Annotated in this window: 18 protein-coding genes; 10 read left to right on the top strand and 8 right to left on the bottom strand. The window is 61.7% G+C overall.

All coding sequences use genetic code 11. The annotated features are described in order from the left end of the window. The first annotated feature begins 51 nt into the window (after positions 1–51). The 3 genes from AABM54_RS05700 to AABM54_RS05710 all read left to right on the top strand — a co-directional run bounded on the left by AABM54_RS05700 (position 52) and on the right by AABM54_RS05710 (position 2,474). Entirely contained in the window at positions 52–1,449 is a 1,398-nt protein-coding gene (locus AABM54_RS05700; protein WP_347904338.1) for a transporter substrate-binding domain-containing protein, read from the top strand. A 111-nt stretch (positions 1,450–1,560) separates the two neighbouring features. Beyond that, positions 1,561–1,989, top strand: a complete 429-nt coding sequence (locus AABM54_RS05705; RefSeq protein WP_347904339.1) for a response regulator — start codon at positions 1,561–1,563, stop codon at positions 1,987–1,989. Between the two features lie 197 nt (positions 1,990–2,186). Continuing rightward, positions 2,187–2,474, top strand: a complete 288-nt coding sequence (locus AABM54_RS05710; protein ID WP_347904340.1) for a DUF3509 domain-containing protein — start codon at positions 2,187–2,189, stop codon at positions 2,472–2,474. A gap of 165 nt (positions 2,475–2,639) precedes the next feature. On the opposite strand, the gene AABM54_RS05715 is transcribed toward AABM54_RS05710, so the two are convergent. Beyond that, positions 2,640–3,629 carry a TIGR02285 family protein gene (locus tag AABM54_RS05715; protein WP_347904341.1) on the bottom strand — a complete coding sequence of 330 codons (990 nt, stop codon included), beginning with the start codon at positions 3,627–3,629 and terminating at the stop codon, positions 2,640–2,642. Further along, positions 3,583–4,782, bottom strand: coding sequence for a CaiB/BaiF CoA-transferase family protein (locus tag AABM54_RS05720; RefSeq protein WP_347904342.1), 1,200 nt, complete (start codon positions 4,780–4,782; stop codon positions 3,583–3,585). Before AABM54_RS05720 ends, AABM54_RS05715 begins: the two co-directional genes overlap by 47 nt. A 380-nt stretch (positions 4,783–5,162) precedes the next feature. On the opposite strand from AABM54_RS05720, the gene AABM54_RS05725 reads away from it, so the two are divergent. The 3 genes from AABM54_RS05725 (at position 5,163) to AABM54_RS05735 (ending at position 13,281) form a co-directional block, all read left to right on the top strand. Beyond that, entirely contained in the window at positions 5,163–5,804 is a 642-nt protein-coding gene (locus AABM54_RS05725) for a hypothetical protein (RefSeq protein WP_347904343.1), read from the top strand. Positions 5,805–5,840: 36 nt separating this feature from the next. Continuing rightward, positions 5,841–7,904, top strand: coding sequence for a flotillin family protein (locus AABM54_RS05730; RefSeq protein WP_347904344.1), 2,064 nt, complete (start codon positions 5,841–5,843; stop codon positions 7,902–7,904). 136 nt (positions 7,905–8,040) lie between these two features. After that, complete coding sequence (locus AABM54_RS05735; protein ID WP_347904345.1) at positions 8,041–13,281, top strand: DNA repair ATPase; 5,241 nt, start codon at positions 8,041–8,043, stop codon at positions 13,279–13,281. Positions 13,282–13,332: 51 nt separating this feature from the next. On the opposite strand, the gene AABM54_RS05740 is transcribed toward AABM54_RS05735, so the two are convergent. After that, a complete protein-coding gene (locus AABM54_RS05740; RefSeq protein WP_347904346.1) occupies positions 13,333–15,051 on the bottom strand; it encodes a hypothetical protein in 1,719 nt (572 codons plus the stop codon). A 105-nt stretch (positions 15,052–15,156) separates the two neighbouring features. After that, entirely contained in the window at positions 15,157–16,881 is a 1,725-nt protein-coding gene (locus AABM54_RS05745; protein WP_347904347.1) for a hypothetical protein, read from the bottom strand. 209 nt (positions 16,882–17,090) lie between these two features. Here AABM54_RS05745 and AABM54_RS05750 point away from each other — a divergent pair, with 209 nt between their 5' ends. The 3 genes from AABM54_RS05750 to AABM54_RS05760 all read left to right on the top strand — a co-directional run bounded on the left by AABM54_RS05750 (position 17,091) and on the right by AABM54_RS05760 (position 20,855). Then, positions 17,091–17,633, top strand: coding sequence for a YaeQ family protein (locus tag AABM54_RS05750; RefSeq protein WP_008151638.1), 543 nt, complete (start codon positions 17,091–17,093; stop codon positions 17,631–17,633). 66 nt (positions 17,634–17,699) lie between these two features. Then, positions 17,700–19,409, top strand: coding sequence for a single-stranded-DNA-specific exonuclease RecJ (gene recJ, locus AABM54_RS05755; RefSeq protein ID WP_347904348.1), 1,710 nt, complete (start codon positions 17,700–17,702; stop codon positions 19,407–19,409). A gap of 339 nt (positions 19,410–19,748) precedes the next feature. Next, positions 19,749–20,855 (top strand): NADH:flavin oxidoreductase/NADH oxidase, encoded by a 1,107-nt coding sequence (locus AABM54_RS05760; RefSeq protein ID WP_347904349.1) that lies wholly within the window; start codon positions 19,749–19,751, stop codon positions 20,853–20,855. 134 nt (positions 20,856–20,989) lie between these two features. On the opposite strand, the gene AABM54_RS05765 is transcribed toward AABM54_RS05760, so the two are convergent. From AABM54_RS05765 to AABM54_RS05780, 4 genes are all read right to left on the bottom strand, one after another. Further along, positions 20,990–22,615 (bottom strand): glucan biosynthesis protein D, encoded by a 1,626-nt coding sequence (locus tag AABM54_RS05765; protein WP_347904350.1) that lies wholly within the window; start codon positions 22,613–22,615, stop codon positions 20,990–20,992. A 193-nt stretch (positions 22,616–22,808) separates the two neighbouring features. Next, a complete protein-coding gene (locus AABM54_RS05770; RefSeq protein ID WP_347904351.1) occupies positions 22,809–24,023 on the bottom strand; it encodes a DUF418 domain-containing protein in 1,215 nt (404 codons plus the stop codon). Then, on the bottom strand, positions 24,020–24,622 hold the full coding sequence (locus AABM54_RS05775) for a TetR/AcrR family transcriptional regulator (RefSeq protein WP_347904352.1): 603 nt from the start codon (positions 24,620–24,622) through the stop codon (positions 24,020–24,022). The genes AABM54_RS05770 and AABM54_RS05775 overlap by 4 nt, the downstream gene beginning before the upstream one ends. Positions 24,623–24,765: 143 nt before the next feature. Continuing rightward, positions 24,766–24,903, bottom strand: coding sequence for a hypothetical protein (locus tag AABM54_RS05780; RefSeq protein ID WP_347904353.1), 138 nt, complete (start codon positions 24,901–24,903; stop codon positions 24,766–24,768). Between AABM54_RS05780 and AABM54_RS05785 the strand changes: the two genes are divergently transcribed. Continuing rightward, positions 24,902–25,087, top strand: a complete 186-nt coding sequence (locus tag AABM54_RS05785) for a hypothetical protein (protein WP_347904354.1) — start codon at positions 24,902–24,904, stop codon at positions 25,085–25,087. The two genes, AABM54_RS05780 and AABM54_RS05785, sit on opposite strands and share 2 nt — an antisense overlap. Positions 25,088–25,117 lie beyond the last annotated feature (30 nt).

The raw sequence follows: 25,117 nt of genomic DNA on the forward strand, positions 1-25,117 counted from the left end.
GCGACAGTTTCGCCCCCAAAGGACGGGCGAGTGTTCGTGAAGGAAGTGGCAATGCGGTATTTCAGAGGGATAAAAACGGTCTTGAGTGCGATGGTGCTGACGAGTGCCCTGGGCGTCGGCCAGTGGGGGCTGGCGGCGCAGTTGGCGTCTCACGGTGCCGGTACGTCGATGCCGGTGGAACCACTCAAACTCGATGCCGGGGAGCGGCAATGGATAGCGGAGCATCCGCGGATCGTCGTCGCCTCCCAGCAGTTTCCGTTGTATCTGTTCAAGGACGAACAGGGCCGATGGAGCGGTTTGAACCAGGACATTCTTGAGCGCATAGCGCGCATGACCGGGTTGCAGTTCGTGCACGAAGAGTCCTTTTCCACTGCCCAGTTGCTGGGGTTGCTCGAAAGTGGCAAGGCCGACATGAGCACAACCCTGGCCGCCAGCGAGGAGCGCAAGGCGTTTCTGGACTTCAGCCATGCCTTCGGCGGGTCCGGCTGGGTGTTTGTGGTGCGCGAATCCGCCCCGACGCTGCACTCGATGGATCAACTGGCCGGTAAAGTGTTGGCGCTGCCGGCCAGGCATGCCCTGGAGGCCGGCATCCGTCGCGACCATCCCCATATTCAATTGCGTACCGTGCAGACATACGCCGAGGCCAGGGCACTGGTCGAAAGCGGCGAGGCCGACGCGACAGTCGAAAACGAGAGTGGTGCACGCGTCTATCCCGCAGGCCAGCTCAAGGTCGGGCCGAGTATTGATGGCATGTGGGAGCCCGATCATCTGGCGCTGAGTAAACACAGCCCGCTGTTACTGAGCATTCTGAACAAGGCCCTTGAGGCGTTTCCACCGACCGAGATGCGGGCCATCCGCTCAAAATGGCTCGCGGGTCTGACGGTCAATCAGGCCCCGTCGCTCTGGCAGCGGCTTTCCGAATGGGCGTGTTGGGGCGTGTTTATTGCCAGTGTTTTCGCGTTGATCTCCTTGCTCTGGAACCGCCGACTGAAGGCACAGGTTACGCAGCGAGTCGAGGTCCAGCGGCGTCTCGATGATGAATTGAGTTTTCAGCGAACCTTGATGGATGCCTTGCCTGACCCGATGTTCGTGCGTGACATGAGTGGCCGGCTGATGCTGTGCAACAAGCGTTACGAAGAGCTGTTTTCAACCCGATTCGACCAGATCCAGGGCACCCTGCTGACCGAGGCCGGTATTTTTCCCGACGCAACGGCCGAGCTGTTGCAAGCCGAACTCATGGATCAGCTCAGCACTCGCAGAAACAGGTTTCTGGATCGGCAATTGACGTTCAATAACGGGCCCCGGCAGGTCTATCAATGGACTGTGCCTTTCTATGCCGCCAATGGTCAGTTGCGTGGTGTATTGGGCGGCTGGATCGATACTGGCGCCCGCCAACGGGACGGTGCGCAACGGGATCTGTCTGCCGGGACGGGTGCGGCGCAGTTTTAAGAATAGTCCTATAGGCAGCGGCTACTTTTCCGATGTGATGCTGAAGGACGCTCCCCTAGAGTGCAGTCTCATTGCGGCGAGAGACCGCGCCCGTCGTTACGGAGACTGCCCATGCGCTCGCTGAAAGTACTGATTCTTGAACCCAATCCCTTCCAGTTGATGGCGTTGCACCAGATGCTCAACGCGGTCGGCATCTACGATGTTCTGGCCGCCCATTCACTCAGCGCTGCGCGGCGTTCGCTGGGCCGCAGAGGAATGGTCGATATCGCCATTTGCGACCCGCAGCTCAAGGGCGGTGATGGCCTGGCGTTGTTGACGCACCTGACAGAGCACGTCGAGGCGCAGGCGCTGATTCTGATCGGTGACGTGGCCGCCAGCGTGCTGCAGGACGTAACCGCCATGACCTCCCGCAGTCCGGTGAGGCTGCTGGGGCATCTGCGCAAACCCATTTCAGCGGTATTGATGCGCGACCTGCTGGATAACTATCAATTGGGCCAGTCGGGCAAGGTGCCCATGCCTCGCAGTGCGGTGGACGTCTAGTCACGGCGCACGCGTCGGGCATGTTCACAAACGCCGAAACGCAGCCTGTTTTTTTACTGTCATCTTTTGCGTGCATGCTCAGGTTGACGACGGTGGCCGTAAGGGCACCTTCGGCACTTTTCTCTCGGGCCGGTGGTCATGTGCAGTGGACACGCCCTTTAGGCACTTTGTTTGCGGACTATTGAGTGGTGATCGAGATGGAAAGTATCAGCCTGTTGCTGGGTGAAGCGTTGAGCCCCTATCGGGTCTCGCTGACCCCGTCGGGTGCCCATGGTGAGTGCCTGGTGACCCTGCAAAGCACGAATGGCGTAATTGTGGTCAAGCGGGAGATCAATCAGGCCCAGTTGACCGACAAGCGTCTGTTGACGGACGTGGTCGATGGTTTGCACCGCGATGTCTTGATTGCCGAGGGACGGTTGGAGCCTTGCGTGATCGCGGCTTTGCGCAACGCGGCACAAGACAGGCGTCTCGTCAGCCGAAATTGATCAGGAATTTTCGGGAACCTTCCCGTCCTTACGCAAGTCAGACTTTGCACAACAAGATCAAGCATTGTGCTCCGGTGCTTGTAGCTTGTTGTACTGGTCTTTGTAGGCCACGTTTAACCCCGAGTTGTCTCCCCACTGCTCGGGGTTTCTTTTGCCCGGCGTTTGTCATTGCGCGGCAGGGCTTTGGAAAAACGCTCTGGCATCCATCATGTAGTCGTCGCGGCTCGCGGGGTCGAGCCAGTGGCTGTAGAGCGTCATCAAGCGGCTATCGCGCAGCGGGCGCAATGCCTGGTTGATTTGGGTGATGGCCTGCCGGCCTTGTGCGGTGTCGGAACAGCCGATGTACCCCGACTGATAGCGCTCGATACCTTTGATCGGGTAGAAGATCAGCTCGTTGGCGGGTATGCCTTGCAACTGGGCCTGATAGCGGATTTCCGGCCAATAACCCAGCAGGGCCGATATCCGTCCCAACCGTTGCATTTGCATCAGGCTGCTGAGCGCCTCGTTGCCGTAATGCGCCGTTATGGTGTTGCCCGGCGCGACGGTCAGCATCTTATCGATCGTCTTTCCATAGCTGCGCTCGGCCACGATGCCCAGCTTTTTGCTGCGACTGGCCAGCAGTGCGGCCAGGTCGACCTGACCGTCGGCGATGAAGGGTGCCAGCGCCGGCTGGTCCTGGTCCCTGACCGCCAGGCCGTTGCTGATAATGCGAAAGGCCGGAATTGAAAACACGATCTGTTTTGCCCGTTCCGAACTCCAGAGCAGTGCCGGGTCACAGGTGAAGCTGGGCTCGCGGAGCATTTGCAGGCCACGTGCGCGGTTGACCCGCACGATGCTGTGTTCGTACTCGGGCATGCTGGCGATCAACAGCGGCAGCAACTGATCGATGGCGCCCTGATTCTGCTGCGGGCCTTCGAAAATCGTCAGCGGAGGCAAGTCGCGCAGCAACCAGATCAACGTCTCTTTGGCCTGTGCCATGGACGGTACCGCCAGCGCGGCCAGCAGCATGCAAAACCCCAGCGCACGCTGCATTCGCCCGCGTCGCCGATGGTGTGTCGAATGGCCGGTTACGGCCAGAAGAAGGTCGAGCGCTGGCAGCCCTTTCAGTTTAGATAGCCCCGCCTTCACGCAGTTGCGCGATCTGCCCCGCGTCATAGCCAAGATCGTTGAGTACCTGCGTCGTGTGTTCACCCAATGTCGGCCCGACCCATTCGGAGCTGCCGGGTGTCTCTGAGAGTTTCGGCACGATCCCCGGCATCTTGAAGTCTTTGCCATCGGGCAGTTTGGCGTGCAGGAACATCTCCCTCGCCAGGTACTGCGGATCGCTGAACATATCCTCGGCACTGAAGATCCGGCTGGCCGGCACTTCGGCCTGATTCAACTGCTCGATCACCGATTCCAGCGGCAGTGAGCTGACCCAGCGATCGATCACCCCGTAGAGTTCATCGCGGCGGCTGTCGCGGCCATCGTTGCTGGCCAGTTGCGGATCATCGGCCAGGTCATCGCGGCCAATGGTCTGCATGAAGCGCTTGAAGATCGCATCGCCATTGGCGCCGATCTGTACATGTTTGCCGTCGACGCTGGTGTGGATGGAGGAGGGCGTGATGCCGGGCATGATGTTGCCGGTGCGCTCGCGAATGAAGCCGAACACATCGAACTCCGGGACCATGCTTTCCATCATGGCGAAGATCGCCTCATACAACGCCACGTCCACCACTTGCCCCTGGCCGCCGTTCACTTCGCGGTGTCGCAGGGCCATCAACGCACCGATCACGCCCCACAGCGCGGCAATCGAGTCACCGATGGAAATCCCGGTGCGCACCGGCGGGCGGTCCTCGAAACCGGTGATGTAGCGTAAGCCCCCCATGGATTCGCCGACGGCGCCGAAGCCCGGTTGATCCTTCATCGGCCCGGTCTGGCCGAACCCCGAAAGCCGCACCATCACCAGTTTCGGGTTCAGGGCATGCAGCACGTCCCAGCCCAGGCCGAGTTTTTCCAGCACGCCGGGGCGGAAGTTTTCGATCAGGATGTCGGCGTCCGCCAGCAACTGTTTGAGGATCGCCAGGCCATCGGGGTGCTTGAGGTTCAGCGTCAGGGATTTCTTGTTGCGCGCCTGAACGAACCACCACAGCGAAGTGCCCTCATACAGCTTGCGCCATTTGCGCAGCGGATCACCGCCATCCGGGGACTCGATCTTGATCACGTCGGCGCCGAACTCGGCACAGATGCGCGAGGCAAACGGCCCGGCGATCAAGGTGCCAAGTTCGATGACTTTCAATCCGGCGAGGGGTTTGCTGAGGCTGTTCATGGCGCATCCACTGGGCAGGAAAACTCGCCTAGCCTAGACGATTGGCAGACGGGAAGGCAGCCTTTATCCGAGACCTTTTTCCCGGCGTTTCCTGGGGGGTGGGCAATCGGTGCTTCTCATTCTGGCTGGCAGCGGGTTTAATTACGCGCTGTCAACGGAATGCTCACCTCAGAAAAACCAGGGAAAGGTCTTATCGCAACACCCTCCCTTATGAATATTTCCATGGCCTGAGACTTGTCTTGCGGCCTAATCGTGCGCGTTGGAAAACCGCATCGGGCCGCGTTCGCAGACGAATGCTCCACCAGGAGCTCGTGCAGATTGACCGTTGTTTTCACGGCGAGGCCTTGAGCCTCGCCCGAATTTTCAGGGATAGGAAAGCGATGGAAATCTTCCTGCAGACCGTACTGTCGTTCCCCACTGTGGTGTTCAGCTTTGTGTTGTGCCTGGCGATTATTTACTGGGCCATTGTCGCCTTCGGCCTGGTCGAAGTGGACGTGCTGGACCTTGAGGCCGACGCGTTGCTTGAAGGCTCTGGCAACGCCGAGGGCCTGGCCGGTTTGCTGATCAAGTTCAAGCTCGACGGCGTGCCGGTCACGGTGGTGTTGACGCTGTTGGTGTTCTTCGGCTGGTTCTTCACTTATTTCGTGCAACTGTGGGTGCTCAGTCACTTCGCATTGGGGTTGTGGCTGTATCCGCTGGGGTTGGTGGTGCTGATTGGCGCACTGCTGCTGGCGGCGCCGATCAGTGCCGTTATCTGCAAACCGCTGCGGCCACTGTTTCACAAGCTGGAAGCCACCAGCAGCCGTTCCGTACTCGGCCAGACCGCCGTGGTGCGCAGTGGCCGGGTGACCCTGACGTTTGGCGAAGCACTGCTGGATGACGGCGGTGCCGGCCTGATTTTGCGCGTGCGTGCCGATGAGGCACGAGGTTTCAAGCGCGGCGATCGCGTCGTGTTACTGGAATACCTGGAGGCACAACACGCTTACCGGGTCATTACCGAGGACGAGTTGCGGGGCATCTGACCCCGACTCCCTCAGAATCACAGGAGATAGATTTCAATGGATTTACCGTCGCTGTTGCCCATCCTGCTCGGCCTGGGCCTTGTCGTTCTCGTGGTCGCCGGGTTGCTGGCTCTGTTCAAGGCCTTCTACATCAAGGTCCCGCAGGGCACCGCGCTGATCGTCAACGACATGTCCTCGACGCCCAAGGTGCATTTCACCGGAGCCCTGGTGTACCCGGTGATCCACCTCAAGGAGTTCATGCGAATCTCCCTGATTACCCTGGAAGTCGACCGCCGTGCCAAGGACGGTTTGATCTGCCGCGACAACATGCGCGCCGACATCACCGTGGCGTTCTACCTGCGCGTCAATGAAACCCAGGAAGACGTCCTCAAGGTGGCCAAGGCCATTGGTGTCGACCGGGCTTCGGACCGCGCCGCCGTGAATGAATTGTTCAACGCCAAGTTCTCCGAAGCGCTGAAGACCGTCGGCAAGCAGTTCGACTTCGTGCAGTTGTTCGAGAACCGTCAGGAGTTCCGTGACCGCATCATCGAAATGATCGGCAACGACCTGAACGGCTATGTGCTCGAAGACGTGGCCATCGACTACCTGGAGCAAACCGCCAAGAGTTCGCTGGACCCAAGCAACATTCTCGATGCCCAAGGTATCCGCAAGATCACCGAACTGACCGCGATGCAGAACGTGATCACCAACGAACTGGAGCGCAACCAGGAACTGGCGATCCAGAAGAAGAACGTCGAAACCCGTGAGGCCGCGCTGTCGCTGGAACGCCAGCAGGCAGACGCCGAAGCCCGGCAGAAGCGTGAGATCGAAACCATCCGCGCCCGCGAAGAAGCCGAGACGTCCAAGGTCAAGGAAGAAGAGCGCCTGAAGTCCGAGCAGGCGCGTATTCAGACCCAGCAGGAAATCGACGTTCGCACCGAGAACCATCAGCGCGAAGTCGAAGTGGCGCAGCAGAACCGCCAGCGTGCGGTGGTGATCGAAGTCGAGAAAGTCACCCGCGCCAAGGACCTGGAAATCGTCTCGCGCGAGCGTGAAGTCGAACTGCAACGCATCGAGAAGGAAAAGGCGCTGGAAGAGCAGCGCAAGAACATCGCGACGGTGGTTCGCGAGCGCGTGGCGGTCGAGAAGACCGTGGCTCAGGAAGAGGAGCGTATCAAGGAAGTGCGTGAAGTCTCCGAGGCTGACCGCGTGAAGCAGGTCATCATCATCCAGGCGCAAGCCGAAGCCGAGCAGGAACTGGTGCGTCAGGTCAAACAGGCTGAAGCCGACGAAACCTGTTCCAAGCACAAGGCTGTGGAGATCAACAACATCGCCCAGGCTGAACTGGAAGCTGCCGCCAAACAGGCCGACGCGCAGAAACGTCGGGCCGAAGGTCTGGAAGCCGAGCGCGCAGCGCCGGGTCTGGCGGATGCGCGGGTGCTGGAAGTGACCACCGCCGCCCGGGAAAAAGAAGGCATGGCCGAGGCACGCGTGCGTGCCGAGCAACTGATTGCCGAGGCCCGTGGCGAGCAGGAAAAAGGCCTGGCCGATGCTCGCGTGCTGGAAGCGCAAGCCATCGCCAAGGAAAAGGATGGCATGGCCGAAGCCAAGGTCATGGAAGAAAAACTCGGTGCACAGGCTCGCGGCGAAGAGTTGCTCGGCGCCGCCAAGGCCAAGTCCACCAAGGACCTGGGCATGGCCGAAGCGCAGATTCTGCTGGAACGCCTGAACGCCGAAGCCGAAGGCCTGGGCAAGAAGTTTGCGGCCCTGGATGCCCTCAGCGACAGCGCTCGCCAGCACGAAGAGTTCCGCATGCAACTGGAGAAAAACTTCGACGAAACCATGGCCTCCATCGCGGCCAACAAAGAGATCGCCAAGGAGCAATCGGTGGTGCTGGCCGCCGCCATGAGCAAGGCGAAGATCGAGATCGTCGGTGGCGAAGGCGACTTCTTCAATTCGTTCGCCAAATCGCTGTCGGTCGGCAAGGCCATCGAAGGCGTGGTCGGCAAGAGCCCGGTCGTGCAGGACGTGCTGGCGCGTTTGCTCAACGGCAAGGCGCCTGTTGGTGTGGCCGTGTCGGAGCGCAAGGCTGACGTCGAAGCGCCTGTCACCCAGGCGTGATCCCCGCGTAATACCCCGCAGCCACGAGCGCGACCGGCGAAGGTGCAAGCATTGACCTTCGTCGGTCGCACCCGGCTTCGCGGGTGCTGTTATCTGCGTTTTTTCTGTACACCGCTGTAGATCCAGGAAGGCCACGATGTCGGATGCTCAAGCCGCAACTCCCCCACAGGATGTATTGGACAAGGCCGTCGCCGAGGGCGGCGCTTATGAGGTGCTGCACCGGCGCCTCCTGGACCAGGGGCATCGCCTGCGGCAAACCACCGAAGGCCTGAACCAGCGGCGCCTGGAAGAGTTCGGTAACAGCCGCATGGAAGTCATCGGACGTGTGCGCATCCGTACCGAGAACAACTGCATCGCCCGTGACATCGTTCAGGTCGGCGACTGTTTGTTGTTTGGCTACAACGTGTTTATCGGCCTGAAGAAAGAGACCCGCGTCATCGACGTGTTCTCCCTGTATCGGCTGGTGGAGGAGGGCGACGGCAACGAGGCCGAACCCGTACCGCTGGAAGGCACATTTTTGTCCGCCCAAGGGTTCCTCAACGATTTCAACGAGCTCTACACCTACTACAAGAACACCCGACTGCTGCAACTGGCCATCCGTGACGGCAAGTTGCTGGCAAGTTTTCAGATCGGCGAACGCATCACCGACATCCGCGTGTTCCGTTGGTCGATCTCCCTCGATGGGCGCGACGTGCGCTACATCGACAACCGTGGCGAGCGCGACATTGCGTTGCCGGCGCCGTTCGACTTCGAATGGAAAAAGGCCACCCGCGAGATGGCCGTCGAAGGCCGTTTTCCGCACCTCAATATCCTCGACACGGTGTTCGTCGAAACCGTTGGCGGTGACCTCACCATCAAGGTCGAGAACAACACCGAGGACGGTCTGGGCATCTACCGTGAAGACGTCCTCGACAAGACCCAGTCGCTGGACGATGCACAGTTCGAGTTCGCCCGCCTGGGCAGCCTGATCCTGCTCAAGGTGTTGCCGTACCGCGAAGAGCAGTGGCGCTACCTGGTGTTCAACGGGTTGACCCGCAAGGTCGAGCGTATCGATGCGATTGGCCTGGCCTGCGTCCAGTTGCCTGAAGACCACGGCATCATTTTTCCCGGTGGTTACTACCTGCAAAGCGGCGAGCACAAGTCGTTCGAACAGTCGATGGACGGCATGCGCTTCAAGCGTGCCGTGCGCTCGCCGAACGGCGAGGACGTGCAGTACATTTTTTACCATCCCGAGCAGGGACGGTCGGTGCTGCTCACCTACAACATGATCAACCGCCAGTTGCAGAACCCGTTGTTCGGCCACGGCTATGCGCGCCTGGAAGACGGGCGCATGGTGATTTTCGCCGCCGAAGGCGATGAGCCGACGCGCATCCACCCGATGCAGGTCTGGCAGACGCCGTTCTTCACCGACGAGTACGCCGCCCGCCAACCGACCCGCAGCGGCTTCCTGGGACGCATCGGCAACGCTGAGCTGGTGCGCAGCGTCTCTGACCTGTATGACCTGTGCCGTGAAATCGACACGCCTTCGGTCTCGGTGCAACGCTATTCCCTGCTGTGCCAGAACACTCGGCGCTTGTTCGACGTCTACCACTGGCTCGGCAGCGAGCAGCTCGAAGGGCTGGCGCCGCTGCTGCGCGAGGTGGCCGCCACGTCCGAGTTGGTGCTGGACGAGTACGAGAAAGTCGAAAGCATTCGTCGTCAGTCCGACCAGGCCATGGTCGCGGCTGAGCATAAGCACAAAGCGTTGCTCGACAGCTTGCTGGTGGACAGTTGGAACCAGGTGCAAAGCTTCGTTGATGCGCTCAACGGCATCACCGCCCAGCGCGGTCTGTTGCTGACCATTCGCGACTACCGTTACATCGACGTGGCGCGCATCGATGCCATGGAAGCCGAGTTGCTCAAGGCGCAGGAACGCACCGCCGCCGGCACCGCGACGTTCCTGGCCAGCGAGCAGGCCTTGCAGCCGTTCGTCACTCGCCTGGAGACCCTCGACGGCGAGGCGCAAAAATCGCAAACCGTGGCGCAACTGGCTGAACCGCTGGGCGCCTTGCAAACCATGGCGTCGGACCTCGACATGCTCTCCGGGCTGATGGCTTCGCTACAGATTGACGATGCGACCCAGCGCACGCGCATCATCGAATCGATCTCCGAGATTTATGCCCGGTTGAATCAGGCCAAGGCTCGGGGGGAACAACAACGCAAGGCGTTGGGCTCGACCGAAACCGTGGCGCAGTTCGGCGCCCAGTTCAAACTCTTCAGCCAGGGCATCACCAACGCGCTGGCGCAGGCCCAGGACCCGGAACGCTGCGACGAACAACTGTCGCGCCTGCTGGTGCAACTCGAAGAGCTGGAAAGCCGCTTCGGCGATCACGAACAGTTCCTCGGCGACGTCCTGACCAAGCGCGAGGAGTTGCTGGAAACCTTCGAAGCGCACAAACAATCGCTGCTCGACGAGCGCCAGCGCAAGGCTCAGGGGTTGCTCGATGCCGCCCGGCGAATCCTCGACAGCCTCGGTCGGCGCACGGCCAAATTCAGTCTGGCGGAAGAACTCAACGCGTTCTTCGCCGCCGATCCGCTGATTCTCAAACTGCGCGAACTGGCTCAGCGCCTGCGCGAGCTCAAGGACAACGTCAAGGCCGACGACGTCGAGGCGCGCCTCAAGGGGGCTCGTGATCAGGCCGTGCGTGCCCTGCGCGACAAGAGCGAGCTGTTCGAGGAGGGCGGCAACGTCATCAAGCTCGGCCCGCGTCACCGCTTCAGCGTCAACACCCAGGAACTCGACCTGACCCTGATGCCGCGCGGTGACGAGTTGCACCTGCACCTCACCGGCACGGATTTTCTTGAGCCCCTGCGCGACCCTGAACTGGAAGCCCTGCGCTCGTTCTGGCAAGTGGCGCTGGAGTCGGAATCGGCCAACCTGTACCGCGCCGAATACCTCGCCGGCCAGGTGCTCGATGCCGCCGATGCCGGGCAGGAAGGCCTTAGCCTGGACGGCCTCAAGCAGCATCTTGCGCAGCCCGTGGAACTGGCGCGGTTGATCCGCGACTTCGCCACGCCGCGCTACAAGGAAGGTTACGAGAAAGGCATTCACGATCACGACGCCGCAGCGATTCTGGTGCAACTGTTGCCTCTGCGCGAAAGCGCCGGGCTGCTGCGTTACGGGCCCGCATCACGAGGCTTTGCCAGCCTGTTCTGGAGTCAGGCCCGCAGCGTGGACGCTCCCGCCCAATGGCCCGAGCGGGCACGCACCAGTCGGCACATCCAGCAACTGTTCGGTCGCCGTGAAGGGGTGGCGCAGTTGCAGGCGGAAATCGTGTCGGCGATGCAGGATTTCCTGATCGAACAACCGCTGGGGCTGGATTCGGCGGTGGTGAGTGAGGCTGCCGAGTACCTGGTTCAGGAACTCGCCGCCGAGCGTATCGAATTCACCTTCGGCAAATACGCCCGGCAGTTGCAGGAAGCGCTCAAGCTGCGCCTGCAAGGCGCCCGCATGTGGGACGACTATCAACAGGCGTTGGCGCGTCTGGCGCAACGTCCGGCGGCGCAATGGGCGCTGGCCGGCCATTGGCTGCAAGGCTTGTGCTCGCAGGACGAATTCGCCGCGCTGGCCGACTACGTGCCGGAAGCCGTGGCGTTGTCGTTGCTGGCCGAGGATTTCCCCAAACGCATCACCGAGGTCGATGTGCAGTTCACTGTGGATAACCTGATGGGCGAACACCCGCGCATCAAGGACCGCAGCCTGTCGCTCGCCGTGGACGATTTCTTCGCCCGGCTGCGTACGCACCGCGAATACTTCCAGCCGGGTTTGCAGCGTTACCAGGCGTTGCGTCAGCGCATCATCGGTCGCGAGCGCGAGGCCTTGCGCCTGGCCGAGTTCAAGCCGCGCCCGTTGAGCTCCTTTGTGCGCAACAAACTGATCAACGACGTTTACCTCGGGGTGATCGGCGACAACCTGGCCAAGCAGATGGGCACCGTGGGCGAGAACAAGCGCACCGACCTCATGGGCCTGCTGATGCTGATTTCGCCGCCCGGTTACGGCAAAACCACCCTCATGGAATACGTGGCGCACCGTCTGGGGCTGATCTTCATGAAGATCAACGGCCCGGCGCTGGGCCACGACGTACGTTCCCTGGACCCGGCGCAGGCACCGGACGCCACCTCGCGTCAGGAGTTGGAGAAACTCAGCCTGGCGCTGGAAATGGGCAACAACGTGATGCTCTATGTCGACGACATCCAGCACACCCATTCGGAGTTTTTGCAGAAGTTCATCTCGTTGTGCGACGGCACCCGGCGCATCGAAGGCGTATGGAAGGGCCGCACGCGGACCTATGACATGCGCGGCAAGAAATTCTGCGTGGTGATGTCGGGCAACCCGTACACCGAGTCCGGCGAAGTCTTCAAGATTCCCGACATGCTCGCCAACCGGGCCGACATCTACAACCTGGGCGATACCCTGGGCGGGATGCAGGACGCCTTCGCCCTCAGCTACATCGAAAACGGCCTGACCTCCAACCCGGTGCTGGCGCCGCTGGCCACCCGCGACATGGCCGACGTCTACCGCTTCGTGGCCAAGGCCGAGGGCAAGCCGTTCTCCGGCAACGAGCTGAGCCACAGCTACAGCGGCGCCGAGATCAATGAGATCACCACCACCCTGCAACGCCTGATGCAGGTGCGTGACGTGGTGCTCAAGGTCAATCAACAGTACATCGCCAGTGCGGCGCAGGCCGATCAGTACCGCACGGAGCCGCCGTTCAAGTTGCAAGGCAGTTACCGCAACATGAACAAAATGGCGGAGAAGATTTCTGCGGTGATGAACGACGCTGAGCTGCTGCAACTGCTCGCCGATCACTACCAGGGCGAGTCGCAACTGTTGACCACTGGCGCGGAAGAAAACCTGCTCAAACTGGCCGAACTGCGCGGCAATCAGACGTCGACCCAAAGCGAGCGCTGGGCGCAGATCAAGCGCGACTTCCAGCGCAACAAGTCCATGGGCGGCAGCGACGGTGATGTCGGTGCGCGGGTGGTGGCGCAACTCAACGATCTGGTCGAAGGGGTACGGGGGCTCGCCCGGCAGCCGCAGGCCACCGAGGCTTCACTGCCGTGGCGCGAATTGCTGGCGGGGCTGGAAAAGCTCGGTCAGCAACCGGCGACCATCGATGTTCAGGTCAATGCGCCCGCGCAGCAGGGTGTGCGTGAAGTGCTGGAAAGCCTGGCCGCCAGCCTGGAACACAGCGTGCTGCCGCTGATCAAGGTGATGGACCGTAAGGTCGACATCGACCTGGACACCCACCATCGCATCAGCGATATCTCCAACCGGTTGAACGAGTTGGGGCAGATGCTGAGCAACGGCCAGGTGCCCACCCTGAGCGACGAATAACCTTGAGGCCGACACGCCTGCGTCCTGGACGCAGGCGTGTTGCCGGGTGGCTTACGCTGCGCTGGGCTGGCCCCAGGCCTGATCCCCGCCGACGCGGTCAATCAGTTTGCGGCGCAGGACGCTGGCCTGCTCGGGGTCGCGCTGGCCGAGGGTTTCCAACGCCTGATGCAGTTGTTGCAGCGGGTTTTCATCGATGAACAAGGTGTTCGTGCCCAGTTCGCCGATCGCCTCATCGAATCGTTCGTGCCGGATGTGACTGGCCAGCAGCGCCTGTGACAGGTGACCGACGTAGCCGGACATCTGCGCTGCGCGATCACGCAGGCGCGTGGCGGTGTGTGGCTGTTCGATGTGCAGGTAACTCAGGGCGAGGTGTGCCAGATAGCGGGGCTTGTCCTCAGCCTCCAGTGCCGGCTCATCTTCGAACCGTTGCAGTGTCTGGTCGAGCAGGGCCGTGGCTTCCTGACGCTGCCCCAGGTTGTACATCAGGTTGACCTGGACGCCTGACTTCATCAACCGCTCGCCCGGCTCAAGTTGCGCGGTGAGGGTGGCGATTTCTTCCAGGCTGGTGCGGATCATCCAGCTGTCACGACTCAGGTCGGGCAGGTTGCTCTGCAGCTGTAGCTGCGTCTCCAGCACCAGCAGGCGCATCCACGGCCATTGCTCGTCGTCGCGCATGCCGTCGAGTTCCTGCATGGCTTGGCGCAGCAGACTCTCGCACCACTGTGGCTGGCTGTCGAGGTAGCTGCCCCAGAGGCTGATCAGGCACCAGATACGTGCGCCGGTCGAATTTGCACAGGCCAGCAGCGTGGCCTCGGCGATGGCGGTTTCTGCGCGCTCGGCGTGCCAGCGGAGCAAGGTCAGGAGCATGTCGCAGGCGTCAAGGTCGGGTGCCCGCTCGACTAGCTGTCGAGCAAATTCTGGCTGTTGGGCGTGCAAGGCCAGATCCAGCAGGCGCGGGTAGCTGATCTCTGTCTGTGGATCATCGGTGTTTTCCAGCATGGCCAGGGCTCGGTCGAAGGCGCCGATTTCCATCAGCAAGGTCACGCCGACCGTTTTGTTTTCTCCGGACAACGGCTGGATCAGCTCGTCGAGGTGTGACGCCATGCCCAGTTCGATGTGTCCGCGCAGCACGGCCTCCATGTCGACACTGTCACCGAAGGGCGAAGGTTGCTGCACCAGCAGGTTCCAGGCTCGGATGAGACTGGCAACGGCTTCATCGCGCAGGTCGAAACGCCGTTGCAGGCTGGCCAGTCGCAGGGTCTCGCTGGACGACAGCCTCTCGCCGAGCTGGTTTTCCTGGGCGATGCCAAACGTCACCAGCAGCTCACGGGCCTGTTCCTGTTCACCGCTGGCGTGCAGCAGCGCAATGCGCAGCAAGGGCACCGACGGCAGCGGTTCACCGAGGTTCTTCAGCAGGGCGAGGGCGGCCTCATCATCATTTTTGCCCAGCAGAGTATCCAGCAGACGGTTCAGTGCCATGGGCCTGTAGGTGTCATCGAGTTCGCCGAGCACTTGCAGGGCGCGCTGTTGATCGCCTTTCTTGAACAGCGCGGCGGGCATCTGGAACAGCCCCAGTTGTCGGGCGTTGCCGTTCAGGCGCTGGGCCAGTTGCAGCGCAACCTGCGGCTCGATGACGGCGAGATTGGCGGCGCGGTTGATCTGCGCGGCCTCGTCCATGGTGATGCCCAGGTCATTGGTCTTGTTGGAGGAGAACGCAAAAAACAGCGCCACCATGCCAATAATGAAAATCAAGCCGATAAAAACTTCCATGATTATGCTTTCCTGTGGGGCGGTATCAGGTCCGGGCGGCGCTGACTGAGGCAGCGCGCCGGCAGGTGGCAGGGCCGTCGGGCGACCCTTTCTGTGGGGGCGGCGTTACGCCGAAACGCGTGGGGTCAGCGGGCTGTTGATCAGGGTGTCGAGCAGTTGTTCATGCACTTCGCGAGCGCGGCCCGGTGCCTGCTTCTGCAACTGTTGCAGGGCTTGGTGCAGCGGCGTCAGCAGGTTTTTCCCGCCTAGTAACACGCTGATGTCGAGGGCACTGATCGCTTCGGCGAAGCGCTGGTGCCCGATATGGTTGAGCACGATGCCTTGGGACAGTTCATGGCAGTCGTATCCCTCTTGTTCGCGCAACTCGTTCCGCAGGGCGATGGCTTGGGCGGGGTGGTCGATGTCCAGGTAGACCAGCGCGACGCGGTCGAGGTCGTATTGCAGTTCGATTTCATCCCTGTCGGGGTCTTCGCTGCCCTTGAGCTGCTCGACCAGGCTGTCCAGGCGCTGGACGGCGGCGGTGCTCTGGCCGAGCCGGTGCAGCAGCGCGGCCTGGGCGCAGAAACGATCCAGTGTTTCTTCCAGGTTCAGGCCCTGGTTGAGCTGCGCGATTTCCTCGAGGTTACGGCTGATCAGGCCGCTGTCGCGACGCAGCTCGGGCAGGTAAGCCTGGGCTTGCAACTGGGCTTCCAGGATCAGCAGGCGATACCAGGCGTCGTTCTCCCCACCGCGCAGCGGTTCCAGCAGTTGCGGTGCCTGGGCCAGTAACGTGGCGCTCCACTGTGGTTGGCATTCGTGGCTGAGCCTGACCAGCCTGAGTTGCAGTTCCAGACGCTGCTCGGGGGATTGGATTCGCGTGTTCAGCAAGGTTTCGGCTTCGCGGGTTTCGCTACGTTGCGCGTGCCAGCTCATCAGGCTCAGCAGCAGTTCGTCCTTCTCGAATTCAGGCACGAAATCGATCAGGCGCAAGGCCTTGTCCAACTGGTTGGCGTCGAGGGCAAGGTTCAGCAGTTCCTCGTAGGTGCCGTAAAGCATGTGCCGGCCGGCTTCGCCAAACAGGACGAAGGCCGACTCCAGGTCGCCGACTTCGAACAGAACACTGGCGGCGATAGCCTTGTCGCCTTCACCGAGTTGCTGGGCCAGTTCGATAACCCGCGGGCTGCCGTCCTGTTCGTAGTACTCGCGCATCGTGGCCTTCAGCGTGTCCGGTCGCCGTCTTCCGTCCGGCTCCTGCAAGGTGGCCCAGGCCCAGGCGATGCTCAGGGCCGCAGCGTTGGTCATGCCGAACTGACGCTGCAAAGGCGCGATGCGCAGGCAGTCGGTGCTCGACAGCATGTCGACCCCGGAAGACTCTTGCAGGCTACAGACCATCTCCAGGGTCTTGCGGGCCGTCTCCGTCTCGCCTTTGGCGATCTGAAGCTGGATGTAGGTGATATGTCCGTCGATTGGCCACTGGGCGGCGTTTTGGTCCAGCAAGGTCTGCGCGGTGATGTGATCACCTTGGTCGAGCAGTACTTGCACGACGTCCTTGAGGGCTTCGGGTGCGTTGGTTTTGTTGAGTTCGGCCAAGGCCTGCAAGCCTTCCTGACGGTGACCGGCACTGACCAATGACGGGGCGACGCATTGCAGGGCCTGTTGTCGGGCATGGCCGTCCAGGCGTTGGGCCACTTCAAGGGCGAGCAACGGGCTGGTCGTGGCAAACGTCATGACCCGGTTGATCTGCGCGACTTCCATCGGCGTCAGGCGCAGGGCCAGGGCCTTTTTGTGCCGATAAAAGAAATAGGCCGCCAATACGGCGATGACGATGACACTACCTGCAACTACTTCCATGGTTTCCTTTCCTGTTGGTCGCGGGCTGGCCTACACGTCGCGCGCCGCCTGAACCGCGCGGGGTTTATAAAGGTCCGGGGCCAACCTGGCAACCCTCAAGGGCCGGACTTTTCGAGTTTTGGCAGGCCGGGCCGGCGGTCAGCGGTCGGGCAGGGCGACGGGTTTCGGGTTAGACTTGCCGACTTTTCGCATAACCAAGAAGCCCACACATGGCACAGCCGTCCACCACCTACAAGTTTGAACTGAACCTCACCGACCTTGACCGCAGTGTCTACGAGAGCGTGAAGCAGACCATCGCCCGTCACCCTTCGGAAACCGAAGAGCGCATGACCGTACGGTTGCTGGCCTACGCCTTTTGGTACAACGAGCAGCTGTCTTTCGGTCGCGGTCTGTCGGACGTGGATGAGCCAGCCCTGTGGGAAAAAAGCCTGGACGACCGTGTCCTGCACTGGATCGAAGTCGGCCAACCCGACGCCGATCGCCTGACCTGGTGCTCGCGTCGCACCGAACGCACCAGCCTGCTGGCTTACGGCAGCCTGCGCGTCTGGGAAACCAAAGTGATCCCGGCGATCAAAAATCTGAAAAACGTGCACATCGCCGCCGTGCCTCAGGACGTGCTGGAAACCCTGGCCAAGGACATGCCCCGCGTCATCAAGTGGGACGTGATGATCAGCGAAGGGACGATTTTCGTCACCGACGACCGTGGTCAGCACGAAGTCCAGTTGCAATGGCTGAGCGGCGAGCGCGGCTGATTTTTCGCCGCGTGCCTGCACCGTTCCGTTTCGCTCCACCTCTTTAAAGGAAGTAGCTGCCGCCCCATGCGTATCGAACCTCGTCTGTTGCCCGCCACCCTGCCGTTTCTTGGTGATTTGCCGCCGTTGCTGACCCGTCTGTATGCGGCGCGGGGGGTAAAGTCGGAGGCTGAACTGGACAAGAGCCTGGCGCGCTTGATTCCGTATCAGCAGCTCAAGGGCATCGAGGCGGCGGTGGATTTGCTGGTGGTGGCGCTGGATCAGCGCCAGCGGATTCTGATCGTCGGCGACTTCGATGCCGACGGCGCCACGGCCAGTACCGTGGGCCTGCTGGGCTTGCGTCTGCTCGGGGCGGCGCACGTCGATTATCTGGTGCCCAACCGCTTTGAGTACGGCTACGGCCTGACTCCGGAAATCGTCGCGGTGGCGCTCGAGCGCCAGCCGCAGTTGCTGATTACCGTGGACAACGGCATCTCCAGCGTCGAAGGCGTGGCGGCGGCGAAAAAGGCCGGGCTGACGGTGCTGGTGACCGACCACCATTTGCCGGGCCACGAATTGCCGGCAGCCGATGCCATCGTCAATCCGAACCAGCCTGGCTGTGAGTTTCCGAGCAAGGCGCTAGCGGGCGTCGGGGTGATCTTCTACGTGCTGATGGCCTTGCGCGCACGGTTGCGCAGCCTTGGCCGGTATGAGCGCACGCCACAACCGAACATCGGCGAGTTGCTGGACCTGGTGGCACTCGGCAGCGTTGCCGACGTTGTGCCGCTGGACGCCAACAATCGCATTCTGGTGCATCAGGGCCTTGAACGAATCCGTGCCGGTCGCGCCCGGCCGGGGCTCAAGGCGATCCTTGAAGTGGCCAAGCGGGAGCCTTCGCGCATCACTTCCACTGACCTTGGGTTCATCCTCGGCCCCCGGTTGAACGCTGCCGGGCGTCTGGACGATATGAGCCTGGGCATCGAATGCCTGCTCAGCGAAGACCCGGCCTCGGCGCGGGAGATGGCGGTGCAACTGGACGAACTGAACCAGGACCGCAAATCCATCGAGCAAGGCATGCAGCGCGAAGCCCTGGCCCAGCTCAAGGATTTGCCGGTGGAATCAATGCCGTTCGGCCTGTGCCTGTTCGACGCCGATTGGCACCAGGGCGTGATCGGGATTCTCGCCTCACGCCTGAAAGAGCGTTACCACCGCCCGACCATCGCGTTTGCCGACGCCGGTGACGGCATGCTCAAAGGCTCGGCGCGCTCGGTGCCGGGGTTTCATATTCGCGATGCACTGGATGCGGTCGCCGCCAAACACCCGACGCTGATCAGCAAGTTTGGCGGTCACGCCATGGCGGCCGGGTTGTCGCTGCCGGAGCAGAACTTCCCGGCGTTCGCCGAGGCGTTCGATACCGAGGTGCGTCGCCAGTTGTGTGAAGACGACCTGACCGGGCGCTTGCAGTCGGACGGTTCGCTGGCGGTTGAAGAGTTTCACCTGGAACTGGCCCGCGCCCTGCGCCATGCCGGTCCCTGGGGCCAGCACTTCCCCGAGCCACTGTTTCACGGCGTGTTCCAGTTGGTCGAGCAGCGGGTGGTCGGTGAGCGTCACCTCAAGGTCGTACTGAAAAGCGAATGCGGCTCGCTGAAACTCGACGGGATCGCCTTCGGCATCGACCGTGACGTCTGGCCGAACCCGACCATTCGTTGGGTCGAACTGGCCTACAAACTCGACGTCAACGAGTTCCGTGGGAACGAGACGGTGCAGTTGATGATTGCCCACATCGAACCGCGTTAAGCCTTTTGTGGCGAGGGAGCTTGCTCCCGCTGGGGCGCGGAGCGGCCCTGAATGCGTTTTGTCTGACGCAAATCGGTGAATGGTTTTACGACTGCTGCGCAGCCGAGCGGGAGCAAGCTCCCTCGCCACAGGTTCGCGCTAACCCCAAATCTGGAGGGTTTCAATTCTTGAACCCTCCCTCATCCGCCGATGTCGACTAGTCTCTAAACACTGCTTGATTGGCCTTGTGACGTCTTGTCGAATTTTTGCCCGCGGGGGCGGGTGCTGCATCCTTTCCTGTCACTCGTCGACTTTTCAAACAGAACCCTGGAGCCTGCCCACTGATTTGAGAGGTGCCCCATGAGTCTGCTGCTTGAACCCTATACCCTTCGCCAATTGACCCTGCTCAACCGCATCGCGGTGTCGCCGATGTGCCAATACTCCTGTGTCGACGGGTTGGCCAACGACTGGCACCTGGTGCACCTCGGCAGCCGCGCCGTGGGCGGCGCCGGGTTGATTTTTACCGAAGCCACGGCCGTCACCGCCGACGGTCGAATCACCGCCCAGGACCTGGGCCTGTGGAACGACGATCAGATCGAACCGTTGCAACGCATCACGCGTTTTATCACCGCCCAAGGCGCCGTGGCCGGCATTCAACTGGCCCATGCCGGGCGCAAGGCCAGCACACACCGGCCTTGGTTGGGCAAGCACGGCAGTGTCAAACCAGCGGATGGCGGCTGGACCCCGGTCGGCCCTTCACCGATTGCTTTCGACCCGGAACACACACCACCCGTGCAATTGACCGAGGCGCAAATTGCCGAGTTGATTCAGGCGTTCGTCGAGTCGGCCAAACGTGCGCTGATCGCAGGTTTCAAAGTGGTCGAAGTCCACGCCGCCCACGGTTACCTGCTGCATCAGTTCCTGTCGCCGTTGAGCAATCAGCGCCGCGATCAATACGGTGGTTCTTTCGAAAACCGTATTCGTCTGGTGCTGCAAGTCACCGAAGCGGTGCGTGGGGTCTGGCCGGAAGAGCTGCCCCTGTTTGTGCGCGTATCGGCCACGGACTGGGTCGAGGATGGCTGGAATCCGGACGAAACCGTGGAACTGGCGCGGCGTCTGAAAGCCTTGGGGGTGGACCTGATCGACGTGTCGTCCGGCGGCACGGCGGCAAACGCCGAGATTCCCACCGGGCCGGGTTACCAGACGCGGTTTGCCGAGCGTGTGCGCAAGGAATCGGGGATTGCCACCGGCACTGTCGGGTTGATCACTGAGCCGGCGCAGGCCGAGCATATTCTGCGCACCTGTCAGGCCGACATCATCCTGCTGGCCCGCGAGTTGTTGCGTGATCCGTACTGGCCATTGCACGCCGACGATGACCTGGGCGGGCGCAAAGCGATCTGGCCGGCGCAGTATCAACGGGCGACGAGCCGTGATCAGCCGATTCATGAGTCCGACTTGCGTGATTGAAGGTTGCTGTAAAACAAAATGCCCCGGCCAGGTGGGTCGGGGCTTTGGCGTTTCTGCGTCGGGATATTGGTTGGCTGTTCGGCCGTCTTCGCGAGCAAGCCCGCGAAGGGGCCATTTCAGACCCCGTATAACTCTCAGGGGTATTTGCGCTTGTCCGGCGCGGGCGGGAAGTACTGGTACAACCAGGTCTCGCTCAATGTCCGGTCATGGGTGCGGATGAACAGCCGCAGTTCCACCGGTTCTACGCTGTCGTTGGTCGGGAACCAGTCGAAGGTGATGCGATAACCCTTGATGTCATCGAGCACCAGCACGTTGAAGTCCTTGACCTCGCCGTTCGACGCCGTGACCACCGGTTCGATGCCGGTGCCTGATGGCAGCCGATCCAGGCCACCGCCAGTGAAGTCCACCGCAAAGCGCCGTGCCCAGACTTTCGGGTAATGCTCGCCCGGTGCCCAGCCCTCGGTGAAACCGCCCATGCCCGAACGCGTGGCGTTGACCCGCGCCAGCGGCGTACCGACGGGTGGCAGGGCGCTCCAGTAGAGTTTGTAGCCGTAGTTCAGCGAGTCGCCAGCGGCCACCGGTTGCTTCGGGGTCCAGAAGGCCACGATGTTGTCCAGGGTTTCGCCCGTGGTCGGGATTTCCAGCAGGTCGATGGAGCCTTCGCCCCACGCGGTGGTCGGTTCGACCCACAGGCTCGGGCGCTTGCTGTACCAGTCGACGGTGTCTTGATAACTGTCGAATTCATGGTCGGTCTGCACCAGGCCAAACCCTTTCGGGTCCTTGTCGGCGAAGGCGTTGAACTGCAAGGTCGCCGGGTTGTTCAGCGGGCGGCAGATCCACTCGCCGTTGCCGCGCCACATGGCCAGCCGATCCGAGTCGTGGATCTGCGGGTGAATGGTGTCGCACATGCGCCGCTCATGGGTGCCGCAACTGAACATACTGGTCATCGGCGCGATGCCCAGTTGCTCGATGGCCGTGCGTGCGTTGACGTGGGCGTCGATGGCCATCACCACCTGAGTGGCCTGGCAGTCGATATCAAAGCGGTAAGCGCCGGTCGCGCTTGGCGAGTCGAGCAGGGCGTAGACCACGAAACGGGTGCTGTCCTTGTCCGGCGTTTCGAACCAGAACTGGGTGAAATCCGGAAACTCTTCGCGCTTTTTGGCGTAGGTGTCGATGGCCAGGCCACGGGCCGACAGACCGTACTGGCCGGTGTTATCCACAGCGCGGAAATAGCTGGCGCCGAGGAACGACACCACGTCGTGTTTGTCCAGCTCCGGGGCCTTGAACAGCTTGAACCCGGCAAACCCCAGGTCACCCTTGAGCTGGGAAGTGTCGACGCTGGTGTTCTGGTAGTTGAACAACTGCGGGCGGAAGTGCACTTCCCGCGCCTGGCGGGTCTTGGGGTCAACGCTGTGCATGCGCACCGGTTGCTTGAAGCCCATGCCGACGTGGAAAAACTGCACGTCGAGTTGCCCGTTCAGGTCATTCCACAGGGAATGGTTGGCGTCGTACTGGATGGCATTGAAATGCTGCGGCGTCATGCTCGCCAGGGTCGGCGGCAGCACTTGCTTGGTATCGACGTAACGCTTGCCGGCCAGCTGTTTGGCCTGGGCCTTCAAGGCCTCGAAGTCGAAGGGCAGGGCTTCGCCGTCGGCGGTCCCGGTCCCGGCCCAGGCGCGCGCGGCCAACAGTCCGGTGGCCGAAAGGCCGGTGTAGGCTGCGATGGCCATGGAGGCTTTCAGCAAGTTCCTGCGGTGCATAGGGACAACCTGTGGTGGATGATCCCGCCGCGTTCCTGGCGGCGTGACGAATCAAAAATGGAGGTTCGGACAAGCCCTCGGCCAAACGCATCGGATTCTAAACAGATGCCCGATAAGATAAAGGGTTCGAAATAACTGGCAAAATGATTCCCTTGCATTGTGCGTAAAACCCCGAAGGATGTTCACCTGCACTTCAGCCTGGGGTAGCGGCCCGACGCCAGTTGGGCCAGGTCAACAGGGTGGCCGAGCGCAGCAGCCACTCCATCGGCCCGTATTGATGGCGGCGCATCCAGTGGGCACTTATCCACAGTTGCAGGATGAAGATCAGCGCCACCAGCAACACCACGATCAGGGACGGCAGTTCATTCATCAGCCGTAACCCGTAGCCGCTGAACAGCAGGCCGAGTATCAGCGATTGCAGGATGTAGTTACTCAGGGACATCCGGCCCATGGGCGCCAGACGCGCCGACAGTCGCTGACCGCCCGGCGTTCGAAACCACCGCAGCATCAGTAGCGCATAGGTCGCCGCCAGCAGCGGCGCGGTCAGTTCGCCGACGCCGAAGGCCAGCAACTCCAGGCCACCGCCCGGTGCCACTACCGCGACCAGTCCATAAAACAGCGCCCCACTCAGCCCGAGTGGCAGTGCAATCTTCAACAGCAGTGGCTCATAGGCGGCAAACCCGTAGGGTTCGACCAGCCACAGTCGCCGACCGGCCGCGTAGCCGAACAGGAACATGGCCAACGCGCTCGGCCCCTGAATCAGCCAGAGGAACAACTGCGTGGGAACCAGTTGCTCGACATGGTAGGCCAGCGTGCTCAGTGGGCCGGCGTGGAAGGCGGTCAGCGCCGGGTTGCTGTTCAATATCAGGTTATCGAACACGTCGCCGCTGGCCATGGTCAACCCCCCGAGGGCGATCAACAGGCTGCATGCGGTGAGTGTCAGGCCCGACGCAATGACCACTGCCGTGCGCGGTTTCAGGTGACGGCCCAGCAGCAGGACCAGACCGAGCAGGGCGTAGATCGACAGAATCTCGCCGTGGAACAGCAGCAGGCCGTGGAGCACACCGATCACCAGCAAGGTCACCTGACGGCGCAGCATGCGCGGCACGAAGGCTGCGCCGGCGCGTTCGGCCGAGGCCATTTGCAGGGTGAAGCTGTAGCCGAACAGAAAGGAAAACAGCAGGTAGAACTTGGTTTCTAAAAGCGTCGAGGTCAGCAGGTGGATGAAGCGATCCAGCCCATGGTCATAAAATCGGCTGGTGGCTTCGGTGCCGTAGAAGGGGTCGGCGAACGCCCAGATATTCACCGCCAGAATGCCGAACAGGGCAAACCCGCGCAGGGCATTGACGTGTTCCAGCCTGGCCTTGGTGGCGTTGGCCGAGGGGATTGCAGGAGCAATGACGGTCATCGGGCGCATCCTTGCAGAAGATGAATCACCAGGCCTTGCAGGACATCGGCCTGGGTTTCGGGGTGGAAGTCCGGGTCGGCGGCAACCCGGGCGAACATGCCGTCGATCAGAGTGGCCAGCCAGGTGGCCGCTTGTTCAGGGCTCAGTTGGGTGCGCAATTGCCCGGCCGTGTCGGCGGCGCGCACCAGTGCGGTGAGGCCTTCGCGCAGCGCCAGGTCATTGGCTTTGACCAGCCGCGCCACGGCCTCATCGCGATGCCCCAGCGCGGAAATCTCCAGGGCCAGGCCGGCGTAGTGATGGTCGCAGGCCAACTGACAGACCTCATCGATAAACACCTTCAGCGCCGCCATCGGGTCGGCGGCCTCGGCCAGCGCGGCCATGGCCTGACGAATGTCCTCACCTTCGCGCGCGACCAGCGCCAGCAACAGTTCGTGCTTGCTGCTGAAGTAATGAAACAGGTTGCCCGCGCTCATTCCGGCAGCGGCACAAATGTCGGCCGTGCGCGTGGCGACGAAACCGGCCTGGGCAAAACACCGGGAAGCGGCATCCAGCAGGGCGGCGCGTTTGAGTTCACGTTGTTGAGGGTTGATCGGGCGCATGGGATTTTATTTATTAATTGAGTGGTCACTCAACTTAAGCCGCTCAGGCTCGGTCTGGCAAGTGGGGCGATTCAAATAAGCGTTTTTATATTTTTGACTAATTACTCTAAATAACGCTCCTGGCGGCTCAAACCTTCCTATTCTTAGCAACAAGACCGGGCCTGGCCCTTGGGGAACGGTGTCTTGAGCAACAGTGCGGTGTGTTCCGGTTGTGGCTCAACGGTGTGCAGGGCGATGCAGTCGCGCAGGTATTGGTTTTCAAGCAGAGGAACATCGTCCATGGCAAAAGCGCAGGGTATTACCGGTTTTCTGGGGTTTTTTTCAGGCGTGAGCATGTCGCGCCGAACGCGGCGCCTCAGCTCAGAAGAGTTGAAGTTGGTGGAGCAGTACCGCGCGTTGTCGGAGAGTGACCGGATCGCCATGCGTTATCTGGTGGATGCGATGCGCAGCGTTTCGCGGTTTTGACGTTCTGGTGTCTCCAGTCGGTGGGCGCAG

Source organism: Pseudomonas purpurea (assembly GCF_039908635.1).
GTDB lineage: Bacteria > Pseudomonadota > Gammaproteobacteria > Pseudomonadales > Pseudomonadaceae > Aquipseudomonas > Aquipseudomonas purpurea.